Origin of the sequence: Verrucosispora sp. WMMC514 (genome assembly GCF_027497295.1) — a bacterium.
In the GTDB taxonomy this organism is placed as follows: Bacteria; Actinomycetota; Actinomycetes; order Mycobacteriales; family Micromonosporaceae; genus Micromonospora; species Micromonospora palythoicola.
In genome coordinates this window covers 5,537,924-5,556,548 of sequence record NZ_CP114906.1, presented here as the reverse complement: position 1 = coordinate 5,556,548, position 18,625 = coordinate 5,537,924, and the positions used below count along the sequence as shown (strand labels likewise).

General features: G+C 71.9%; 19 protein-coding genes. 10 read left to right on the top strand and 9 right to left on the bottom strand.

All coding sequences use genetic code 11. The annotated features are described in order from the left end of the window. Window positions 1-192: 192 nt before the first annotated feature. The 4 genes from O7597_RS25820 to O7597_RS25805 all read right to left on the bottom strand — a co-directional run bounded on the left by O7597_RS25820 (window position 193) and on the right by O7597_RS25805 (window position 2,734). Entirely contained in the window at window positions 193-942 is a 750-nt protein-coding gene (locus O7597_RS25820) for a hypothetical protein (protein ID WP_281580991.1), read from the bottom strand. After that, window positions 942-1,451 (bottom strand): sigma-70 family RNA polymerase sigma factor, encoded by a 510-nt coding sequence (locus tag O7597_RS25815; RefSeq protein WP_281580990.1) that lies wholly within the window; start codon window positions 1,449-1,451, stop codon window positions 942-944. Before O7597_RS25815 ends, O7597_RS25820 begins: the two co-directional genes overlap by 1 nt. 87 nt (window positions 1,452-1,538) lie before the next feature. Beyond that, window positions 1,539-2,159, bottom strand: a complete 621-nt coding sequence (locus tag O7597_RS25810; RefSeq protein WP_281580989.1) for a hypothetical protein — start codon at window positions 2,157-2,159, stop codon at window positions 1,539-1,541. Between the two features lie 161 nt (window positions 2,160-2,320). Then, window positions 2,321-2,734: a hypothetical protein gene (locus O7597_RS25805; protein ID WP_093402168.1), complete on the bottom strand. Its 414-nt coding sequence runs from the start codon at window positions 2,732-2,734 to the stop codon at window positions 2,321-2,323. A gap of 394 nt (window positions 2,735-3,128) precedes the next feature. Between O7597_RS25805 and O7597_RS25800 the strand changes: the two genes are divergently transcribed. The 5 genes from O7597_RS25800 (at window position 3,129) to O7597_RS25780 (ending at window position 10,700) form a co-directional block, all read left to right on the top strand. Then, the gene (locus O7597_RS25800; RefSeq protein WP_269741278.1) at window positions 3,129-3,482 is read left to right on the top strand and encodes a DUF4212 domain-containing protein; all 354 of its coding nucleotides are present in this window, start codon (window positions 3,129-3,131) and stop codon (window positions 3,480-3,482) included. Further along, entirely contained in the window at window positions 3,479-5,164 is a 1,686-nt protein-coding gene (locus O7597_RS25795) for a sodium:solute symporter family protein (RefSeq protein WP_281580988.1), read from the top strand. The genes O7597_RS25800 and O7597_RS25795 overlap by 4 nt, the downstream gene beginning before the upstream one ends. Window positions 5,165-5,398: 234 nt before the next feature. Then, window positions 5,399-6,679 carry a multidrug effflux MFS transporter gene (locus O7597_RS25790; RefSeq protein WP_281580987.1) on the top strand — a complete coding sequence of 427 codons (1,281 nt, stop codon included), beginning with the start codon at window positions 5,399-5,401 and terminating at the stop codon, window positions 6,677-6,679. Between the two features lie 53 nt (window positions 6,680-6,732). Continuing rightward, window positions 6,733-8,070, top strand: a complete 1,338-nt coding sequence (locus O7597_RS25785) for an SWIM zinc finger family protein (protein WP_269741275.1) — start codon at window positions 6,733-6,735, stop codon at window positions 8,068-8,070. Then, window positions 8,067-10,700, top strand: coding sequence for a DUF6493 family protein (locus O7597_RS25780; protein WP_269741274.1), 2,634 nt, complete (start codon window positions 8,067-8,069; stop codon window positions 10,698-10,700). The genes O7597_RS25785 and O7597_RS25780 overlap by 4 nt, the downstream gene beginning before the upstream one ends. Before the next feature lie 131 nt (window positions 10,701-10,831). Here the strand turns inward: O7597_RS25780 and O7597_RS25775 are convergent, their stop codons facing one another. From O7597_RS25775 to O7597_RS25760, 4 genes are all read right to left on the bottom strand, one after another. Then, window positions 10,832-13,093: a catalase gene (locus tag O7597_RS25775; protein WP_281580986.1), complete on the bottom strand. Its 2,262-nt coding sequence runs from the start codon at window positions 13,091-13,093 to the stop codon at window positions 10,832-10,834. Window positions 13,094-13,196: 103 nt separating this feature from the next. After that, a complete protein-coding gene (locus O7597_RS25770) occupies window positions 13,197-13,694 on the bottom strand; it encodes an SRPBCC family protein (RefSeq protein ID WP_269741272.1) in 498 nt (165 codons plus the stop codon). Further along, the gene (locus O7597_RS25765) at window positions 13,691-14,053 is read right to left on the bottom strand and encodes a metalloregulator ArsR/SmtB family transcription factor (protein WP_269741271.1); all 363 of its coding nucleotides are present in this window, start codon (window positions 14,051-14,053) and stop codon (window positions 13,691-13,693) included. The genes O7597_RS25770 and O7597_RS25765 overlap by 4 nt, the downstream gene beginning before the upstream one ends. Before the next feature lie 21 nt (window positions 14,054-14,074). After that, complete coding sequence (locus tag O7597_RS25760) at window positions 14,075-14,407, bottom strand: hypothetical protein (protein ID WP_269741270.1); 333 nt, start codon at window positions 14,405-14,407, stop codon at window positions 14,075-14,077. A 435-nt stretch (window positions 14,408-14,842) separates the two neighbouring features. Here O7597_RS25760 and O7597_RS25755 point away from each other — a divergent pair, with 435 nt between their 5' ends. Together O7597_RS25755 and O7597_RS25750 are read left to right on the top strand one after the other, a co-directional pair. Continuing rightward, window positions 14,843-15,286 (top strand): MerR family transcriptional regulator, encoded by a 444-nt coding sequence (locus tag O7597_RS25755; protein ID WP_269741269.1) that lies wholly within the window; start codon window positions 14,843-14,845, stop codon window positions 15,284-15,286. After that, window positions 15,259-15,552 (top strand): hypothetical protein, encoded by a 294-nt coding sequence (locus O7597_RS25750; protein WP_269741268.1) that lies wholly within the window; start codon window positions 15,259-15,261, stop codon window positions 15,550-15,552. The genes O7597_RS25755 and O7597_RS25750 overlap by 28 nt, the downstream gene beginning before the upstream one ends. Window positions 15,553-15,679: 127 nt before the next feature. Here O7597_RS25750 and O7597_RS25745 read toward each other — a convergent pair whose 3' ends face one another. Beyond that, the gene (locus O7597_RS25745; RefSeq protein ID WP_269741267.1) at window positions 15,680-15,838 is read right to left on the bottom strand and encodes a hypothetical protein; all 159 of its coding nucleotides are present in this window, start codon (window positions 15,836-15,838) and stop codon (window positions 15,680-15,682) included. 199 nt (window positions 15,839-16,037) lie between these two features. Between O7597_RS25745 and O7597_RS25740 the strand changes: the two genes are divergently transcribed. From O7597_RS25740 to O7597_RS25730, 3 genes are all read left to right on the top strand, one after another. Further along, entirely contained in the window at window positions 16,038-16,997 is a 960-nt protein-coding gene (locus O7597_RS25740; RefSeq protein WP_269741266.1) for a TIGR03557 family F420-dependent LLM class oxidoreductase, read from the top strand. A gap of 97 nt (window positions 16,998-17,094) precedes the next feature. Then, complete coding sequence (locus O7597_RS25735) at window positions 17,095-17,487, top strand: SCO5389 family protein (RefSeq protein ID WP_281580985.1); 393 nt, start codon at window positions 17,095-17,097, stop codon at window positions 17,485-17,487. After that, window positions 17,477-18,622, top strand: a complete 1,146-nt coding sequence (locus O7597_RS25730; RefSeq protein WP_281580984.1) for an LLM class flavin-dependent oxidoreductase — start codon at window positions 17,477-17,479, stop codon at window positions 18,620-18,622. Before O7597_RS25735 ends, O7597_RS25730 begins: the two co-directional genes overlap by 11 nt. The last annotated feature ends 3 nt before the right edge of the window (window positions 18,623-18,625 follow it).

The window sequence follows — 18,625 nt, the reverse complement described above, 5'->3', positions numbered from 1 at the left end:
TTTGTAACACCGATTAACGGCAGGTGACCCCGGTCACCTGCCGGCCAATCACGTGGATTTGGTGACCGGTTTCCACCGCCGAACGGGCAACCCGTAACCGCCATAAGCGGCAGACCGCCGCAAAGGGGTTGCCCGGTTGGCGGCATGCTCTGCCCGAGCGGCACCCGTGCTGCCCGCTCGGGCACCGCCCGGTCATTCCGGCGCGGCCCCGTTGTCGACCAGCCGGAAACGCGTGGTCAGGGCAGCGTCACCCAATTCCTCCAGGATCAGCCCGCGGGTCGGCGAGTTCTGCAGGTAGGCCGAGTGACTGCTGATCGCGTACGTCGGCTCGCCGCCGCGTTGCCCGTCCCGGACGATGGTGAACTGCTGCCTCGGCTCCTGCGGCGCACAGGTGGCCGCGACCACCCGCAGCGGCTGGCTGCCCGACGACCGGACCTCCCAGCACACGTCGGTCGGTTCGTCGCCCCGCTCGGCGACCCGGATCAGGTAGGTGTCGGTGCCCTGGGGCGTGACGACGAACAGCTGACGGCCCTCGTCGCCGTCGACCTCGGCGAGGCGACCGTCGGCGAGCAGGGAGAGCCCGCCGCTCTGCTCGGCCGCCCGGACCATCGTCACCTGCCGCCGCCCCGACAGCAACGGGTCGTTGCTCTGCGGACCGGCCGGCGGACCGGACGTGCCGGCCGGGTCGGGACTGGCCGACGCCGCCGTCGGGCCGGCCGGCCCGATCGGTAGTGAATCCGGGTCCCCGGCGGGACGGGCCAGGACCACGCCGGCACTGAGCAGACCGACGATTACGGCACCCAGCGCGGCGGTACCGCCCCGTCGGCGCCGACGACGAAGGTCACCCCGGCGGCGGATGTCGGCAGCGGCCGGCACCTTTCCCTGCCGGCCGTGCCCGGCCAACGCTCGCAGGGCCTCGTCGAGTTGCGGCTCACCACCCATCACTGCCTCCCCCCGCCGGTGATCTCGTACGCGTCGTCGCTCAGGTGCACGGCGAGGGCCCGGCGTCCCCGGGCGAGCCGCGTCTTGACGGTGTTCACGTTGCTGCCGATCTCCGCCGCGATCTCGGTCACGCTGAGCCCGACCAGGTGGTGCAGCACCACCACCTGCCGCTGCTCGGCGGAGATGCGGCGCAGCGCCGACACCACCGCCACGTGGTTGACCGAGGTCGGCTCGACCTGTCGGCCCGCCATCTCCCGGCGGTGGGCGCGGAACCGGTTGACCGTCTTGCGCCACGCGCTCACCGCGATCCGGTACGCGACGCGGCGCACCCACGCCTCCGGGCTGTCGCACTCCCGTACCGACGCCCAGCGGTCCCAGGCCCTGGCGTACGCCTCCGCCACCGCGTCCTCGGCCTCGGCCCGGCTGCCGGTCATCGCCGCCAGGTGGCCCAGCACCCGCTGCGCCGACGCCGCGTAGAAGGCGTCGAACTCCTCAGCGTCGCGTTTCACTCACGTTCCCACCCGTACTGTCGCTGCTGATCGTGCCCGGCGGACGACGGACGCCCCCGGGCCGGGACCGGGGGCGCCAGGCGGGTCCTACCTGCGGGGCGCCGGTCCGGTGTCGGTGAACCGGAAGCTACTCGCCGGAGGGGCGTCCCCCAACTCCTCCATGATCAGACCGGATCGGGCGGAGTCCCGCAGGTACGCCCACCGGTTGCTAATCAGGTACTCCCGGGGGCCACTGTCGGCCACGGTGGTGATCTCGAAGCGCTGGGCCGGGTCGTCGGCCCGGCAGGTGGCGCCCCGCACGTACAGCGGCCGGGTGTCGCCCGGGTTGCGTACCTGCCAGCAGACCGGCTGGCCGGTGCCGCCACCGTGGTAGGCCTTGACGAGGAACTGTCCCGAGCCCACCGGTGTCGGCACGAACACCTGCCGGCCCCGGTCGTCGTCCACCTCGGCCAACCGGCCGCCGTCGAGCAGCGCCAGCCCCGACTCGAAGGCGCCGACCCGGACGATGGTGACCCGACGCTTGCCCGACAACAGTGGGTCCGCCGTCGCCGTGGGTCGTGGCGTGGCGGCCACCGCCGGACCGTCGGCGGGCACCGGCACACCGCCGGCCGGCCCGTCGCCGGCGGCCGGGCCCATGGTGTACACCCCTACGGCAGTACCGGTCAGCACCACCAGGCCCGCAGCGGCGAGCCACCTACCCAGCAACACGATTCCTCCCGAGCTGCTCAGCACCGGGGCCAACCACCGGGTGGCGGGTGGTCCTCGGTCGATTCAGCGGGATGACGCGTACGGGCGGCGGAAGGTTTCACGGGTCGGCCGGATCTCGTGCGTCCGGCCGTCCGGCGCAGCGCCGTCGGCGGGGCCGGCCGTCAGCTCAGCTTGACCAGGCGCATGCCGGTGCGGATCAGCACCACCGCGCCACCGGCGGCCATGACCAGGCCGACACCGGGCATCAGTTGCCCCCAGGCGCCGGTGCTGGCGCTGAGACTGATCAGGCGGGCCACCTGCCACCCGACGATGGCGGCGACGACCAGCCCGGGGATCAGGCTGTGCGCGATGGCCACCTTGCGGTACGGCAGCAGGGCACCGGCGACGGCGAGGAACGCCATGCTCAACGTCCACAGACCGGGACCGGCCGCACCGGAGAGTGACCCGAACGGCGTGATGACCCAGGGCAGCAGCGAGCCGACAAGCGCGAGCACGCCGCCGACGATCATGCCGAGACTGCCGGCGTGGAAGACGCGCCGGCGAACCGGGGCGGCGGTGGATGCGGTGTCGGCCATGTCCGGATGTTAGGCGCTGTGCGCCGTTGACCGAACGGGCAGATCGGTGAGCGGTCGGGCGGGATCGGTGGGCGGGCGGACCGGGCCCGCGAAAACCACGAAACGGGGCGATTCACCACCTCCGTGCGGACCGCTCGACCGCTCGCGGAGTCCAACGGACCGCTCAGCGACCCGAAGCCGCACCTGACCGGATCAACTCTTGCCTGGCCAGGCTGCGTCACGTTCGCTTCGCAGACCACAGGTGTGACCGACCGCACAGCCACGTCGAGCAGTACGGCGACGCGGGTGGGCGGGTCGGGCCCCGGCACCAGCACCGCGTCACCACCAACCGGGCGCCGTGTCGCAGGCCCCTCGCCGGATCTACCGGTTCCATACCGACTAGGAGGCTCCAGACATGACCGAGGTAACCCCCGACAAGGAGACCCGTGGCGGTGAACCGCCACCGGCGGCACCACCACCGGCGTCGCCGCCGGACAACGGCTGGCGCAAGGAATACTGGAGCCGCAACCTGCGGCTCATGGTGATTCTCCTGGCCGTCTGGTTCATCGTCTCGTTCGGCTTCGGAATTCTGCTTGTCGAACCGCTCAACAACATCGTCATCGCCGGATTCCCGCTCGGCTTCTGGTTCGCCCAGCAGGGATCGATCTACGTCTTTGTCATTCTCATCTTCGTGTACGCGAAGATGATGGATCGCCTCGACAACCAGTTCGGCGTGGACGAGCAGGAGACCGAGGGGGCTGACAAATGAGTCAGATCCAGATCTGGACCCTCGTCTTCATCGTCGGCTCCTTCGCCGTCTACCTCTACATCGCCTGGCGCAGCCGGGTGAAGGAGACCGCCGGCTTCTACGTCGCCGGACAGGGCATCCCCACCATCGCCAACGGTGCCGCGGTGGCGGCCGACTGGATGTCGGCCGCGTCGTTCATCTCGATGGCCGGCCTGATCGCGTTCCTCGGCTCCGACGGCACCATCTACCTGATGGGTTGGACCGGCGGCTACGTGCTGCTGGCCCTGCTGATCGCCCCCTACCTGCGCAAGTGGGGCAAGTTCACGGTGCCCGAGTTCGTCGGTGACCGGTACTCGGAGACCGTGCGCACCATCGCCGCCGTGGCCGCGATCATCATCTCCTTCACCTACGTGGTCGGCCAGATGCGCGGTGGCGGCATCGTCTTCAGCCGGTTCCTGAAGCTGGACGTGACCCAGGGCGTCATCCTCGCCGCCGTGATCATCGGCCTCTACGCGGTGCTCGGCGGCATGAAGGGCATCACCTGGACCCAGGTGGCGCAGTACACGGTGCTGATCGTCGCCTACCTGATTCCCGCGTTCGCGGTCGCCCAGCAGATGACCGGAATTCCGATTCCGCAGGTCTCGTTCGGCCAGATCCTCGACGAGCTGAACGCGATAAGCGTCGAGATGGGATTGAACCAGTACACCGAGGCGTTCGCGGCCCGGCCGCAGATCGACGTGTTCCTGGTGACGATGGCGCTGATGATCGGCACCGCCGGTCTGCCGCACGTCATCGTCCGCTTCTACACGACGAAGACCGTACGCGGTGCCCGGTACTCGGCGTTCTGGGCGCTGTTCTTCATCGCCCTGCTCTACACCACCGCCCCCGCGGTGGGCGCCTTCACCAAGCTCAACCTGCTCCAGGACGTCAACGGGGTGTCCGCCGACGCGCTGCCCAGGTGGATCGAGAACTGGGCGGCCACTGGGCTGGTCACCGTCAGCGACGGCGCGACGACAATCAACACGGTCAGCAACAGCCCGACCTCCGGCGCCGACCTGATCGTCAACAACGACATCCTGGTCCTCGCCAGTCCCGAGATCGCCGGCCTGCCGGCACCGATCGTGGGCCTGGTGGCGGCCGGCGGCATGGCCGCCGCGATGTCCACGGCGGCCGGACTGCTGCTGGTGATCTCGTCGTCCTTCTCGCACGACCTGTACTTCCGTCGGGTCAAGCGGGACTCCACCGACAAGCAGCGACTGCTCGCCGGTCGGATCGCCATGGGTCTGGCGGTCCTGGTCGCCATCTACGCCGGCATCAACCCGCCCGCGTTCGTGGCGCAGGTGGTCGCCTTCGCCTTCGGCCTGGCGGCGTCGACCTTCTTCCCGGCCATCGTGCTCGGCATCTTCTGGAAACGATGTAACGCCACCGGCGCGGCGGCCGGCATGGTGACCGGTCTGGTGTTCACCGCCAGCTACATGATCTACACGCTGCCGGTGTTCGGCACCGCGGCCAACCCGCACATCTTCGACATCAGCCCGGAGGGCATCGGCACCATCGGTGCGATCGTCAACATCATCGTCACCGTCGTGGTGTCGAAGATGACGGCGCCACCGCCGGACGAGATCGTCGAGATGGTGGAGAGCATCCGCTACCCGGCCGCCCGGCGGGAGGTGACCGCCGGCACCGCCACCGAAGCCGCCTGACCCACCTCCGTACCGAGAACCACCGGTCGCCGGTCCCGCCATCGACGTTGGGGCCGGCGACCGGCCGTGGGCCGTAGGCGGCGGCCCGTTCCGTCGGTCCGGCGAGCGGGCCGAAGGTGTGAGCTGGCTTACCTCTGGATCAAGCGGGAATCAGCACACCGCAGGCGGGTTGCAGCCAGGTATGAGCATCGCACCACGTCCCGCCCCGTCCTCCGGCCGGCGGGAGGTCCTCCGGTGAGCGGCGTCGACACCGCCGCACCGCCGGCCGCGCTGATGCCGGGCGACCTGATGAGCCGCCGCCAGCGCCTGCGCCTCATCCTCGTCCTCGGCTCACTGATCGCGGTGGGTCCGCTGACCATCGACATGTACCTTCCCGCGCTGCCCTCGATCGTCGACGACCTCGGCACCACCTCGGCGGCGGTCCAACTGACCCTCACCGGCACGCTCATCGGCCTAGCCCTCGGACAACTGCTGATCGGCCCGCTCTCCGACGCCGTCGGCCGGCGGGCGCCGCTGATCGCCGGCACGGCGCTGCACATCGCGGCGTCCGTGTGCTGCGCCCTCGCCCCGAACATCACCGTGCTCGGCGCGCTGCGGGTGGTCCAGGGCCTGGGTGCGGCCGCGGCCGCGGTCATCGCCATGGCCGTGGTCCGGGACCTGTTCAGCGGCACGGCCTTCGCCCAACTGCTGTCCCGCCTGTTGCTGGTGATGGGCGCCGCTCCGATCCTCGCGCCGACCCTGGGCAGCGAGTTGCTGCGGTGGACGCAGTGGCGCGGGGTGTTCGCCGCCCTCGCGGTCTTCGGCGTACTGCTGCTGCTGATCGCGATGCTCGGCCTGCCGGAGACGTTGCCGCCGCTGCGGCGCCAGCGCGGCGGTGTGCGGCCCACCGTCCGGCTCTACGGCTCGCTGCTGCGTGACCGCGCCTTCGTCGGGCTGGTGCTGGTGGCCGGGCTGGCCATGGCGGCCCTGTTCGCCTACGTCGGCGGCTCCTCGTTCGTCCTGCAGGAGCGGTACGGGCTCGACGAGCAGCAGTTCGGGCTGGCGTTCGGTGCCGGCGCGGTGGGACTGATCGCGGCCACCCAGGGCAACGTACGCCTGCTGCGTCGCTGGTCCCCGCAGCGGATCCTGGTTACCGCCCTGATCGTCGGCTCGGCCGCCAGCCTGGTGCTGCTCGGACTCGCCGCGACCGGCACCGGTGGCCTGCCGGCGCTGCTCGCGTCGCTCTGGGTGGTGCTCGCGACGGCCGGCCTGGCGCTGCCCAACGCTCCCGCACTGGCCCTGACCCGGCACGGCGAGGCGGCCGGCACCGCCTCCGCTCTGCTCGGCGCGGTGCAGTTCGGCATCGGGGCGGTGGCCGCTCCGCTGGTGGGCGTGCTCGGCACCGGTGCCGTGGCGATGGCCCTGGTGATCGCCGGCGGGATGGTCTCGGCCCTGGTCGTGCTCGTCGTGGTGGTCCGTCCCGACCAGCTGGCCGTGCCGGAGCCGGCGGAGGCTATGGCCGTCGCCGCCCACTGAGGACTTTCGGCACGGCGCTCCGGTGTCGGTGGGTTGCACTACCGTGCGGCGGCGTGAGCGTAGTCCAGACGTACCGGTATCTCGCCCCCTCCACCCTCGCGCAGCGATCACTCGCCCTGCAGACCAGCGGCGGTCCCGCGCCGAATCCCCGCTTCTTCACCGGTTTTCTCTCCACTGGTCAGGCAGCCGCGGTGGGTCTGCTGGCGGTGGCCGAGGTGGCCCGCACCCGCTACCACCGGCCGGTCAGCCCGGCCAGCCTCGACCCGGTGGTCACCGGCAGCCGCGACCGGCTCCGCTTCGAGTCCTTCTCCGGCTGCTGCGGGGTGTACGCGCGGCTCGACGTGCTGCCCGCCGGGCTCGACGGTGACGTGTCCGAGCACGGCACCACGAACGTCGACGTGAACACCCCGCTGCGCGAGGCACTGGCCCGGGTCGGTGGTCTGGATCCGCTGCACCTGTCGGTCGGTCCCGACGATCTGACCGTCTCCACACTGGACGGCGCGGTGGTGGAGAAGAAGGTGCCGCTGCCGGCGCGCTGGCTGCGCGGCTTCGCCGAGGTGCAGGTCCTCGCGGCCCGGTTCGAGCCTCGGGCGGAGCTGCCGGCCGCCGAGGCCAGCGCCTTCCTGCGCAGGCTACCCAGGGGCAGCGAACGGTCGGTCCTCTGGGTGGTGCCGGCCGGCCGGTCCCTGCGGCTGACCTCCCGACCCGTCCCCGGAGCGGTCTGCCTGGCCGGGGCCGGCCGGCTGGTCGCGCTGCAACCGATGCTGCGCTTCGCGAAAACCCTCCGGGTGTACGGGCCGACGGTGGCTCCCGGCGCCACCCCGGCCCCGAGCGTCTGGGAACTGGACACCGGCGCGCTGCGGCTGTCGCTGACCCTCTCCCCCGAGCCCTACCGGGGTTTCTCCGGCGAGGGGGCCGCTCTCGCCGCGCTCGCCGGAGACGATGTCGTCGACGACGCCGACCTCATCTCCGCCCTGCTCTCCTGGGATCCGACCATCGAGCCGGACCGGCTGGCCGAGCAGGCCGGCATCGACGCGGAGCGGGTCCGGGGCGCACTGGCCCAGCTCGGCACCGCCGGTCGGGTCGGCTACGACGTGGCCGAGGCGGCGTACTTCCACCGGGTGATGCCGTATGACGCCGGCCGTGCCGAGCGGGACAACCCCCGGTTGGTCGGTGCCCGTGCGCTGCTCGACGCCGGGGCGGTGCAGCTCGACGGCACGGCAGCGACGGTACGCAGCGGGGACCAGGTGTACCGGGTCCGGCAGCTGCCCGACGGCGGGCTTACCTGCACCTGCCCCTGGTGGGCGAAACACCGGGGGCAACGCGGGCCGTGCCGACACGCCCTGGCCACCCGGATGCTGGCCGCCGAGCGGGTCGAGGAGCGAGTGTGACGCGGCCGGAGCAGCGCACGGTACGGCGTCGCCGGGAGTTGGCGGCCGGCGGCACCAGCGACCTGTTCGACCTGGTGAGCAGCGGTGACGCCGATTCGGTCGCGGCAGCGCTGGAGGGCTTGCCGGAGCAGCGCCGCCGGGAGATCGGCGTCGAGCTGACCGCCTGGTTCAAGCAGCGTGACCGGGAGACCTGGTGGTCGGCCGGCACCGGGACCGCCCTGGCGGTCGCGGTGGTCGGCTGCCTGCCCACCGCGGCTCAGGCCGCGGCGATCCTCGGTCGTCCCTCGGTCAACCCACACGGTCGGCGCGCGGCCGAACTGGTCCGTCGGGCGGCGCAGGAGCGGGGCATCGACTGGCTCGTCGACCTGGCCCACCGGATCGCCGCCCGGTTCCGTCAGGACACCTGGGTCGGCCGGTGGCATTTCGTCGCCGCCCTGCTGCACGCCGAGGGTGGCGCACCACCCACCGACGACCGGTGCGTGCAACTGTGGTTGACCGGGGTCGAGGCCCCCGACCGGTTTCACCAGGGCCAGCCGGCGCCGGTGGTCGACCGGCTGCGCGACGATCCGTTCCTGGCCGCCATGCTGCCCCGGCTGTTCGAGGTCGACGGCATCGGCGTGCAGATGATGTTCGTCGCCCCCCACTACAACTGGGACGAGCACGGTCAGCCCGCCCTGCCGGCCGCCCTGGCCCAGCTCGCCACCGAGGGGGTGGTCGACCGGGTGATGCTGCTCGACGGTTCGATCAGTCGGCTGCTGCGCGGCGACCGGCCCGCCGCGCTGCGCGCCTTCACCACCCTGCTCGACCAGCTCGCGCCGACCACCGCCGAGGTCACCGCCCGGGTCACCGACTACCTGCGGCTGCTCGTCGACGCTCCCGCGCCGGTGGCCACCATGGCCCAGAAGACGCTGCGGAAACTGCCCGAGCTGGAGCTGGAGTCGATCCTCGACGCCGCCCGGCAGATGCTCACCCGACCCGACAAGACACTTGTCCGGACCCAGCTCACCTGGCTCGACCAACTCGCCCGCCGGCACCGGGACCGGGCCGCCGAGATCGGCGAGGTGATCGCGGTGGCCGGCGACCATCCGGCGGTGGAGTTGCGGGAGCGGGCGGCGGCGCTGGCTGCCCGGCACGGTGTCGCGCCGGCACCGGTCATCCCGGCGCTGACCCGCCCACGCGGCGACGACCTGTCCCCGCCCGCGCCGCCCGCACCGGCCCCCGACCCGATCAACGACGTGGACGAGTTGACCGAGGAGGTCGCCGCCCTGCTGGGCACGCCGTACCAGGGGGCACCCCTGGAGCGGATCCTCGACGGGCTGGTCCGGCTCACCGCGGCCGACGGGCCCCGGGTACGCGCCGCACTCGACCCGGTGATCGAGCGGCGGCACTGGTCGTGGGCCAACGAACACCGGTGGGATCCGCTCTGTCTCTGCGAGACGGTGGTCGAGGTGTTCCGCAGCGCCGGAGTCAGCCGCACCGACCGGCGCCGGGAGCGGTGGGAGAAACTCCTGACGGCGGTACACCGACCCGGCGCGACACCGGAGCTGGCGGTCACCGATCCCAAGGTGCCACCGGTCCACCGACTGTTGCGGGCCCGGCTGGCCGAGATCGGCGCGTACCTCAATGAGCCGGGACAGTCCGGCCTGCTGGCACTGCCCACCTCGACCAACGGCCTGCTCGACCCGATGGCCCTCCTGGAACGGCTCACCGCGCTCGGTGACCGCGAGCCCGGGCAGTGGGATCTCACCCAGGCGTTGCTGCGGCTACCCACCGAGGCCGACGAGAGCCTCGCCGCGAAGGCGGCGGCGCTCGGCACGGCAGCCGGTCAACGGCTCGCCGCCTGGCTGCGCGACGGCGGCCTGCCCCAGCCGGTCATCCGGTCCCGCACCGTCACCCGCGACCCGCGCCGGGGCAACCGCCACTGGGAGTGGGCGTACATGCCGGCCGAGCGGATCCTTGTCGACCTGACACCACCGGCCGGCACAGTCGACCGGTACGGGCTGCTGACCGCGCCGGCCACTCCACTCGGCGGCGACCACTCCGGGTGGGTGCACCTGTGGCCGTCGCTGCTGCCCAGCCACCGGGGCGCGGTCACCGCGTACGCCCTGCCGCTGGTCGCCGGTGCCGCGGACATGGACGAGCGCGGCGGCGCGGCGGTGCTGCCCCTGCTCGCGGAGGTTGGTGGCCCGGGCGGGGTGGCTCTCGACCTGGCGGTGGCCTACGGGCTCGCGGCCCGGCACGGCCCGGACCGGGTGGCGACGGTGGACGCGCTGCTCGCCCTCGCCGCCGCCGCTGACTTCGACGCCGCCGGCACCGGGGAGCAACTCGGCACGCTGGCCGCCCGGCAACTGGTGAAGCTGTCCCGGGTCGTCGAACCGCTGCGCGACGCGGCGCAGGCAGGCGCGCCGCTGACCGTGTGGCGGCTGCTCGCCGCCGCGCTCCCGGCGGTACTGGCCGCGCCCACGCCACCGCGTGGCGTACCGGACCTGCTGACCCTGGCAGCGGAGACGGCCACCGCGACCGGCGTCCGGATCGAGGTACCCGGCCTGGCCGACGTCGCCGGACGGGGCGGATCGAGCCGCCTGGTCACCGAAGCCCGCCGCCTGCACAAGGCGCTGGCCGAGGCGTGACGCCCCGGAACGCCTCGGACCTGCCGAGCCCAGCGTGGTCGCTGGCACGAGCGTGGACAATGTGAATCGTGGTCCGTGAGCACCCTCCTGGGGGCGCTCACGGACCACGATCTTTACGGCGTGGAGCCGGGTCAGGCGACGGACGCGGGGAAGCGCTGCCAGACGCGGTGGTCGGCCATCAACTGCTGGACGGCGGTCAGGACGTCGGTGGCGGAGTCGGCGGTGACCACGCCGGGTGTGCCGGCGACACCGGCTTGGTCCAGCACCGTGACGCCGGTCCCCCACGCGCCGATGGCCTTGGCGTGCCGCCAGCACTCCTCCACCATCAGCAGCACCCGGGGGTCGACGGTGGCCGAGCCGGCCGCGCCCGCCTTGGCGTCCCGGGCCGGCAACGCGTCCGGTGCCGGCGCGGGCGCCGAGGCGAGCAGGAGCGCGTCGAGTTCGACCGAGCGGCCGGTGGCGAAGCTCCGTTGCGCGGGCAGGTCACCGATCGTTCCGCCGTGCGGCGCGATCAGCAGCGGGACCATGTCGGCGGCGAAGACCGCCTCGCGGGCCGCCCGGACGCTGTCGAGGTCGGCCTCGGGGTCGACGACGATGCCGACCATCCGGCCGTCGGCCGGCCACTGCCGCCCGACCTGGGACAGCGCCGGGCTGGGCTCGACGTCCGCCAACGGCACCGTCGGCTCCGGCGCGGGTAGACCGAGGCCGGTGGCCACCTGGGCGCAGAGCACCGGGTCGATGTTGGCCAGGCACTGGAGCTGTCGTTCCTTGGTCGCCTGGTGGTAGCACTTGCCCAGCTCGAAGGTGTACGCCCGGATGATGTGTTCCCGCTCGACCGGGGACATGCTGAGCCAGAACAGGCGGACCTGGCTGAAGTGGTCGTCGAACGAGGCGGGGTTGGCGCGTACCTTGGGCGCCTGCGCGACCTGCACCGGCACGTCGACGAACGGGTGGTCGTCGTCGCCGGCCGGGAAAGGATTGCCACCGTCCAGGGAGTTCGGCCGGTACGGTGCCACGCCCGCGTGCACGGCCTGCTGGTGGAAGCCGTCGCGCAGCATGTCGTTGACCGGGGCGTGCGGCCGGTTGATCGGGATCTGGGCGAAGTTCGGCCCGCCCAGCCGGGTCAACTGCGTGTCGACGTACGAGAAGAGCCGTCCCTGCAGCAGCGGGTCGTTCGTGACGTCGATGCCCGGCGGCAGGTGCCCCACGTGGAAGGCGACCTGCTCGGTCTCGGCGAAGAAGTTCGTCGGAGTGCGGTTCAGGGTGAGCTTGCCGACCGGCTGCACCGGTGCCAGTTCCTCCGGCACGATCTTCGTCGGGTCGAGCAGGTCGATGCCGGCGAAGGTCTCCTCGGGCGTGTCGGGGAAGACCTGGAGGCCGAGTTCCCACTCGGGGAACGCGCCGGCCTCGATGGCGTCGTAGAGGTCACGCCGATGGAAGTCCGGGTCGAAGCCGCCGAGCAGCTGGGCCTCCTCCCAGGTCAGCGAGTGCACGCCCAGCTTCGGCTTCCAGTGGAACTTGGCCAGCACCGTCTCACCCGCGGCGTTGACCAGCCGGAAGGTGTGCACACCGAAGCCCTCCATCGTCCGGTAGGAGCGGGGGATGCCCCGGTCGGACATGTTCCACATGGTGTGGTGCTGCGCCTCGGTGTGCAGCGAGACGAAGTCCCAGAAGGTGTCGTGCGCGCTCTGGGCCTGCGGGATCTCCCGGTCGGGGTGCGGCTTGCCGGCGTGGATGATGTCGGGGAACTTGATGGCGTCCTGGATGAAGAAGACCGGCATGTTGTTGCCGACCAGGTCGAAGGTGCCCTCGTCGGTGTAGAACTTGGTGGCGAAGCCCCGGGTGTCGCGGACGGTGTCGGCCGAGCCCCGGGAACCGAGCACCGTGGAGAAGCGGACGAAGACCTCGGTGGTCCGGCCCTTGGCCAGGAAGCCCGCCCGGGTGACGGCCTCGGCGGTGCCGTAGGCGGTGAACTCGCCGTGGGCGCCCGCGCCACGGGCGTGCACCACCCGCTCGGGGATGCGCTCGTGGTCGAAGTGGGTGATCTTCTCCCGCAGGTGGTGGTCCTGCAGCAGGACAGGCCCGCGCGGGCCGGCCTTGAGGGAGTGGTCGGTATCCCGTAGCCGGGCACCCTGTGCGGTGGTGAGGAAGGCACCCTGCTGGCCGTTGGCGGTGGCCGGCGCGCCGGTCTCGGCGCCGGTCGGCGTACGGGTCTGCGGGGCGCCCTGCTCGGGCTTCGGCGGCAGCGGTTCGTGTGGTGTGGTCGGCTCGTCGCCTGGCGGCGGTGCGCTGCCCGGCGCACCGGGCACCTGCGGGGTGCCGGCGTCGGTCACCTTCTCCGCCGCGGCTTCCACGACATTCCTTACCGCCTCGGCGGGGTTGCGGGCGTTCATCTCGACGGGTACCTCCCTGGGGCACGAGAGCCAGATGACCAGGGCGGTACCCGGGGTGGACCGAGCAAAACGGAACGAATGGCACGGATATAGGTATCTTCCGTCACTCCGGCCGGAGCTGCTCGTAGTACGCCTTCATCGGCGGGTGGTAGTCGTCGAACGACGGCAGCGCCGTGTCGTCGCGGGCGGCCACCAGACAGTCGAGGTAGTACTCCCAGCCCGGCCCGACCTCGCCGATGCCGGTGGCGTCGTCGAGATGCTGGACGAAGCGCAGCTCGGTGCGCTCGCCGTGCGAGGTCAGCAGCAGTTCCAGCACCCAGTGGCCGTACTCGTCGCGCATGGACACGGCCAGCCGCCGGGGCGGCTCACACGCATCGATCCGCAGGTCGGACCAGGGCGCGTCCTCCTCCATGGCCATCTGGACCCGGACGGTGCGGCCGGGCGCGGCGTCACCCTTCCAGGGCCCGAACCATCGGGCCGTGCGTTCCGGCTCGGTGAGGCTGGCCCACACGTCGTCGATCGGAGCCGGGAAGGTGCGAGTGAGGACCAGGTCGACGCCGTCCTCGGCGCCGAAGAGTCGGCCGGTCGGGATTCGGGTCATGCGGTGCGCTCCTGAGTGGCGGATGGCGAGTCGCCGGTACGGCGGTCGCGGCGGGCACGGTAGACCTCGGTCTCCAGGGCGTCGAGGTGACGTTCCCAGAGGTCGGTCCGGGTGAACGGGGTCAGCCACCGGCTCAGCTCGGCGAGCCGGGTCGGATCCAGTTCGTAGAGTCGCCGGCGGCCGACGACGGTGTCGCGGACCAGGCCACAGTCGCGCAGTACGCGCAGGTGTCGGCTGATCGCGGGCCGGCTGATCTCGAACTCCTCGGCGATCCGCCCGGCCGGCAGCCGACGCTCCCGCAGCAGTTCGAGGATGCGCCGCCGCACCGGGTCCGCGATCGCGGCGGCCACGTCGTCCACGGCCAAAGCGTAACCCATCAGTTACGCTTTCGCTCGCGCTGGGCACCCCGGGCGGCAGTGGCCGGACCACCCACCGTTGCGCAGGCGCCAGCCCAGCGTTCCGTACCAGATCATGAGCGGCAGGTGCAGGAGGTAGCCGAACTGCTCCAGCGTCGCCGACGGCCCGGCCACACCCGTGGTCCAGGGCAGCATCACCGCGGCGAGGCCGACCATGGCGGTGAAGGCACCGACGCGCCGCAGCCCGGCCGGCATCGGTACGCAGACCACGGCGGTTGCCGTGGCGGCGACCCAGAGCAGCCCGGCCAGATTGACGGTCCACTTGGCGGTCAGCAGGATCGCCCCGGCCGCGGCCACGACCGACGGATCGGTGCGATCGGCGGACAGCTGGGTGACGGCCAGGTTCCCCGCGTCGTGCAGCAGACCCGCCAGGGCCAGCCGCGGCCAGCAGTCCGGCCGGCAGCACCGCCAGGTGCTGCCCGGTGCGGACGATGGCGGCCAACGCCGAGAGGGCCGCGCCGGTCAGCGCGAGCCACCCGACGACGTCGAGGGCCAACTCGGTCAGGTGCAGTCCGGCCCGGGCGTGCACGGCGGACAGCGTGGCCGCCGGCTCGGCCGGATTCAGGGTCAGTCCGGATGGCACGGCGACGGCCGCACCGGCAACCATGGTCAGCAAAGAGGTCAGCAGCAGGGCACCGGTCAGCCGGGCCGGATCGATCTGGTGAGCCCATCTCATGGGCGCCGACGCTAGAACCTTGTCGCAGAGGCAAGGTCAAGCCACGAGGAGGACCGGTGTGGCGCATCGGTGAGCTGGCACGGATGTCCGGGGTGTCGGAGCGCACCCTGCGCCACTACGACAAGGTCGGGTTGCTGCGACCTGCGGCGGTCGATGCGACCACCGGCTACCGGTGGTACGGCGTGCCCGAGCTGACCCGGCTGGAACACATCAGGGGCCTGCAACGACTGGGCCTGTCGCTGCGCCGGATCGCCGAGCTGTCGGACGCACCCGACGCACAGCTGCGTCAGGCGTTGGCCGAGACGGTGACGGCCCTGCGCCGCGACATCGCCACCATGGTCGAGACGGTGGCCGCGGTCGAGGACCGGCTCGCGACGGACAGCCCACTGTTGCCCCAACGGGCCCGCGTGGCTCCGCGACAGCTACGCGTACGCCGCGTGGAGGTGGCCGACGCGGTCGAGGTGGCGGCGCTGTGTACGCTGCGCCGGCCACCCTGGTGACCTGGCTGTCCGGTGCCCCTTCCGGCGCCTTCACGGTCGCCGTGACCGACGTGCGGGGCACGACGCTCACCCTGCCGGCCCGCACCGTCGTCCGGGCGGTCGTGCCACCGGGGTGTGGTGTGGCCCGCGCCGGGCGGGACCTCTTCGACTGGTTGTGCCGGCACCGCCTCTCGCCCGTCGGCCCCACCACGGAGGACCATGTCGTCGACGGTGACGGCATGAACGCCATCGTGCTGGAGATCCCGGTCCAGCGTTTGGCCGGTTGAGGTCCCGGGGTTGTCGATGCGCGACCGTGCCGGTGTCGTCACGCCAACGACGAGGAGGCACGGTCACCCGGGTCGCCGACGGACGGTGGGGCGGCATCCACCCCGACGCCACCCACCACCGTTTGCCTCAGCGCTTGGCCTGATGCTTGGCCATCTGCGGCTGCTCACCCTTGCCGACCCGCCGCAGCGCATCACGTAGCTGGTCCTCGGTCATCTTGGAGTTGCCCTCGATGCCCGCGTCGTGGGCCTGCTGCCGCAGGTCGTGCAGCTTCTGCTGGTCACCCATGTCGACCTCCCCGTAGTCGGGTGCCTGACGGACGCCGCCTCCGCACCGGAGCCGTCGCCCCTCCGCACCGCATCTGGCCGAGGATTCCCGGGCCGGTGGCCGACAAACGGCAGCGGCGCTCGCCGGATTTCCTCCTACGAAACGGGCTTACTAGTGCAAAAGTGGCAGAGACGGACTGGTTTCATGATCGGGAGATCTGATGCGGATCGGGTACAAGCTGTCCAGCGAGGGCTTCGGGCCGAACGAGATCATTCGGCAGGCGGTGCGCGCCGAGCAGGTGGGGTTCGACTTCGTCGAGATGAGCGACCACTTCCACCCCTGGCTGGACAGCCAGGGTCACTCGTCGTTCACCTGGACGGTGCTCGGGGCGATCGCCGCCCGGACCGACCGGATCGAACTGGCGACCGGGGTCACCTGCCCGAGCGTGCGGTACCACCCGGCGATCATCGCGCAGGCCGCCGCCACGCTCGCCCTGGTCTCCGACAACCGGTTCACCCTCGGCGTCGGTGCGGGCGAGCGCCTCAACGAGCACGTGGTCGGCCAGGGCTTCCCGGGAGCACGGGGACGGCACGAGCGGCTCCGCGAGGCACTGGAGATCATCCGGCTGCTCTGGTCCGGCGGCTACCACTCGTACGAGGGCAAGCATCTCCAGTTGGACGACGCCCGGGTGTTCGACCTCCCGGAGGAGCTGCCCGTCATCGCCGTCGCCGCCAGTGGAGAGGTGTCCGCGACCATCGCCGCGGAACTCGGTGACGGCCTGTTCGCCACCGAACCCGAGGCCGACCTGGTGCAGACCTACCAGCGGCTCGGCGGACAGGGCCCCCGCTACGCCGAGGTTCCGCTGGCCTGGGCACCCGACGAGGCGCAGGCCGTGCAGGCGGCCTGGCAGACCAGCCGCTGGTCGGTCACCGGTTGGAAGGTGATGAGCGAACTGCCGAACCCGGTGAACTTCGACGCGGCCTCGCGCACCGTCACCGAGGACGACATCCGCCAGCAGTTCGCCGTCGGTCCCGACCCGGACGTGCACGTCGAGGCGGTGCGGACCTACGTCGACGCGGGCTTCGACCACGTGGTGCTGCAGAACGCCGGCCCGGACCCGGACGGCTTCCTCGACTTCTTCCAGGACACCCTCGCCGTTCGGTTGCGCGCCCTCGGCTGACCGGGTCCGGCGCGGCGGCATTGACACTGCCGACAGTGACGTGATGTGCTCGGCACGTAGCGGTAATGACAACCGTGATCGTTAGCCGAGGAGGAGCATGTCTCTCACCGTGCCGCCGAGCCTGCTGCGGGCCGCCGAGTCCGGCCCCGTCGACGACGAGGCATTCGCGGCCTGCGTCCGCGAGTCACTGCCCTACGCCTGGCAGACGGTCAGCCGGGTGGCGTCGGAGCTGGCGTCCTCCGACGCCGAGTTCGCCGACAACCAGGTGCCGCCGCCAAGCGAGGCGGAGCGGGGCCAGCTGTTGCGCGCCCTGGCCAGTGACGCCATCCGGTCCAGCCTGGAGCGTCACTTCGGCGTCAAACTCGCCTTCCAGAACTGCCACCGGATCGCGGCGTTCCGACTGTCCGCCGTCGACTCCGACACCTACCGCCGGTTCACCTCGACGCGGGGCCAGCTGCTCAACCAGTCCCCCGAGCTGCGTGACTGTTGATTCCAGCGGAGCCCGGCGGGCCGGTCGGGGCGTACGCGCGCACCTGTTCCTGCTCGCCGGGCAACGCCCCGGTGACTCGCACACCGAGGCACTGCTCACCGCCCACCACTACGGCCACGCGGCCGAGGCCGCCGGGTTCGCCGGGGTGTGGATCGCCGAGCACCACTTCATCTCCTACGGTGTCTGCCCGTCGGCGACCACCTTCGCCGCGCACCTGCTCGGGGCCACCCGCCGCATCACGGTGGGCACCGCCGCGTGCATCCTGTCCAACCGGCACCCGGTGGCGTTGGGTGAGGAGGCGGCGCTGCTGCACGAGCTGTCCGGCGGCCGGTTCCGGCTCGGCGTCGGCCGGGGTGGCCCCTGGGTGGATCTGGAGGTCTTCGGCACCGGGACGGAGCGGTTCACGAACGGGTTCGACGACTCGCTGGAGCTGTTGACCCGCTGGCTGTCCGGGCAGCCGACGGTGGCCGGGAACCGTCATTTCCCGTTCCGTCCGGTGCCGGTGGTGCCGCGACCGCCCGGCCGGCTGCCGGTCTGGGTCGCGGCGACCTCGACCGGCACGGTCGATCTCGCCGCCCGGCACGGCCTGCCGCTGCTGCTCGGCCTGCACGCCGATCTCGCCGAGAAGGTCGAACTGCTCGACCGCTACGCCAGGGAGGCCGAGGCGCACGGGCAGGATCCCGCCGACATCGAGCATGCCAGCGCCCATCTCGCCCAGGTGGCGGAGACGGACGCGGAAGCGGCCCGGCTGGTCGGCAGCGGACTTCCCCCACTGCTGGCCGGCACCCGGGAGTACGTCCGACTGGACGGCGCACCGGCCGGACCACGGGATCCGGCCGGCTACGTCGAGCATCTGATCGACATCCATCCGGTGGGCGCGCCGGACCGCTGCCGACAGGCGGTCGCGCGGGCGGCGGCGCTGCCCGGCGTACGCCACCTGCTGTTCATGGTGGAGGCCGGCGGCGGCCCCGAGGTCGGCGTGGCCAACATCCGCCGGCTGGCCACCGACGTGCTCGATCTCGCACCGGTCGGCGATGACGGGCGGGACACACCGATGCCGGCGAGTCAGGCGGGTTCGGCGTCGGGCGACGCGATGGCCCGCTACCATGCCTCTCATGGAAACGGTTACCGTTAGCAA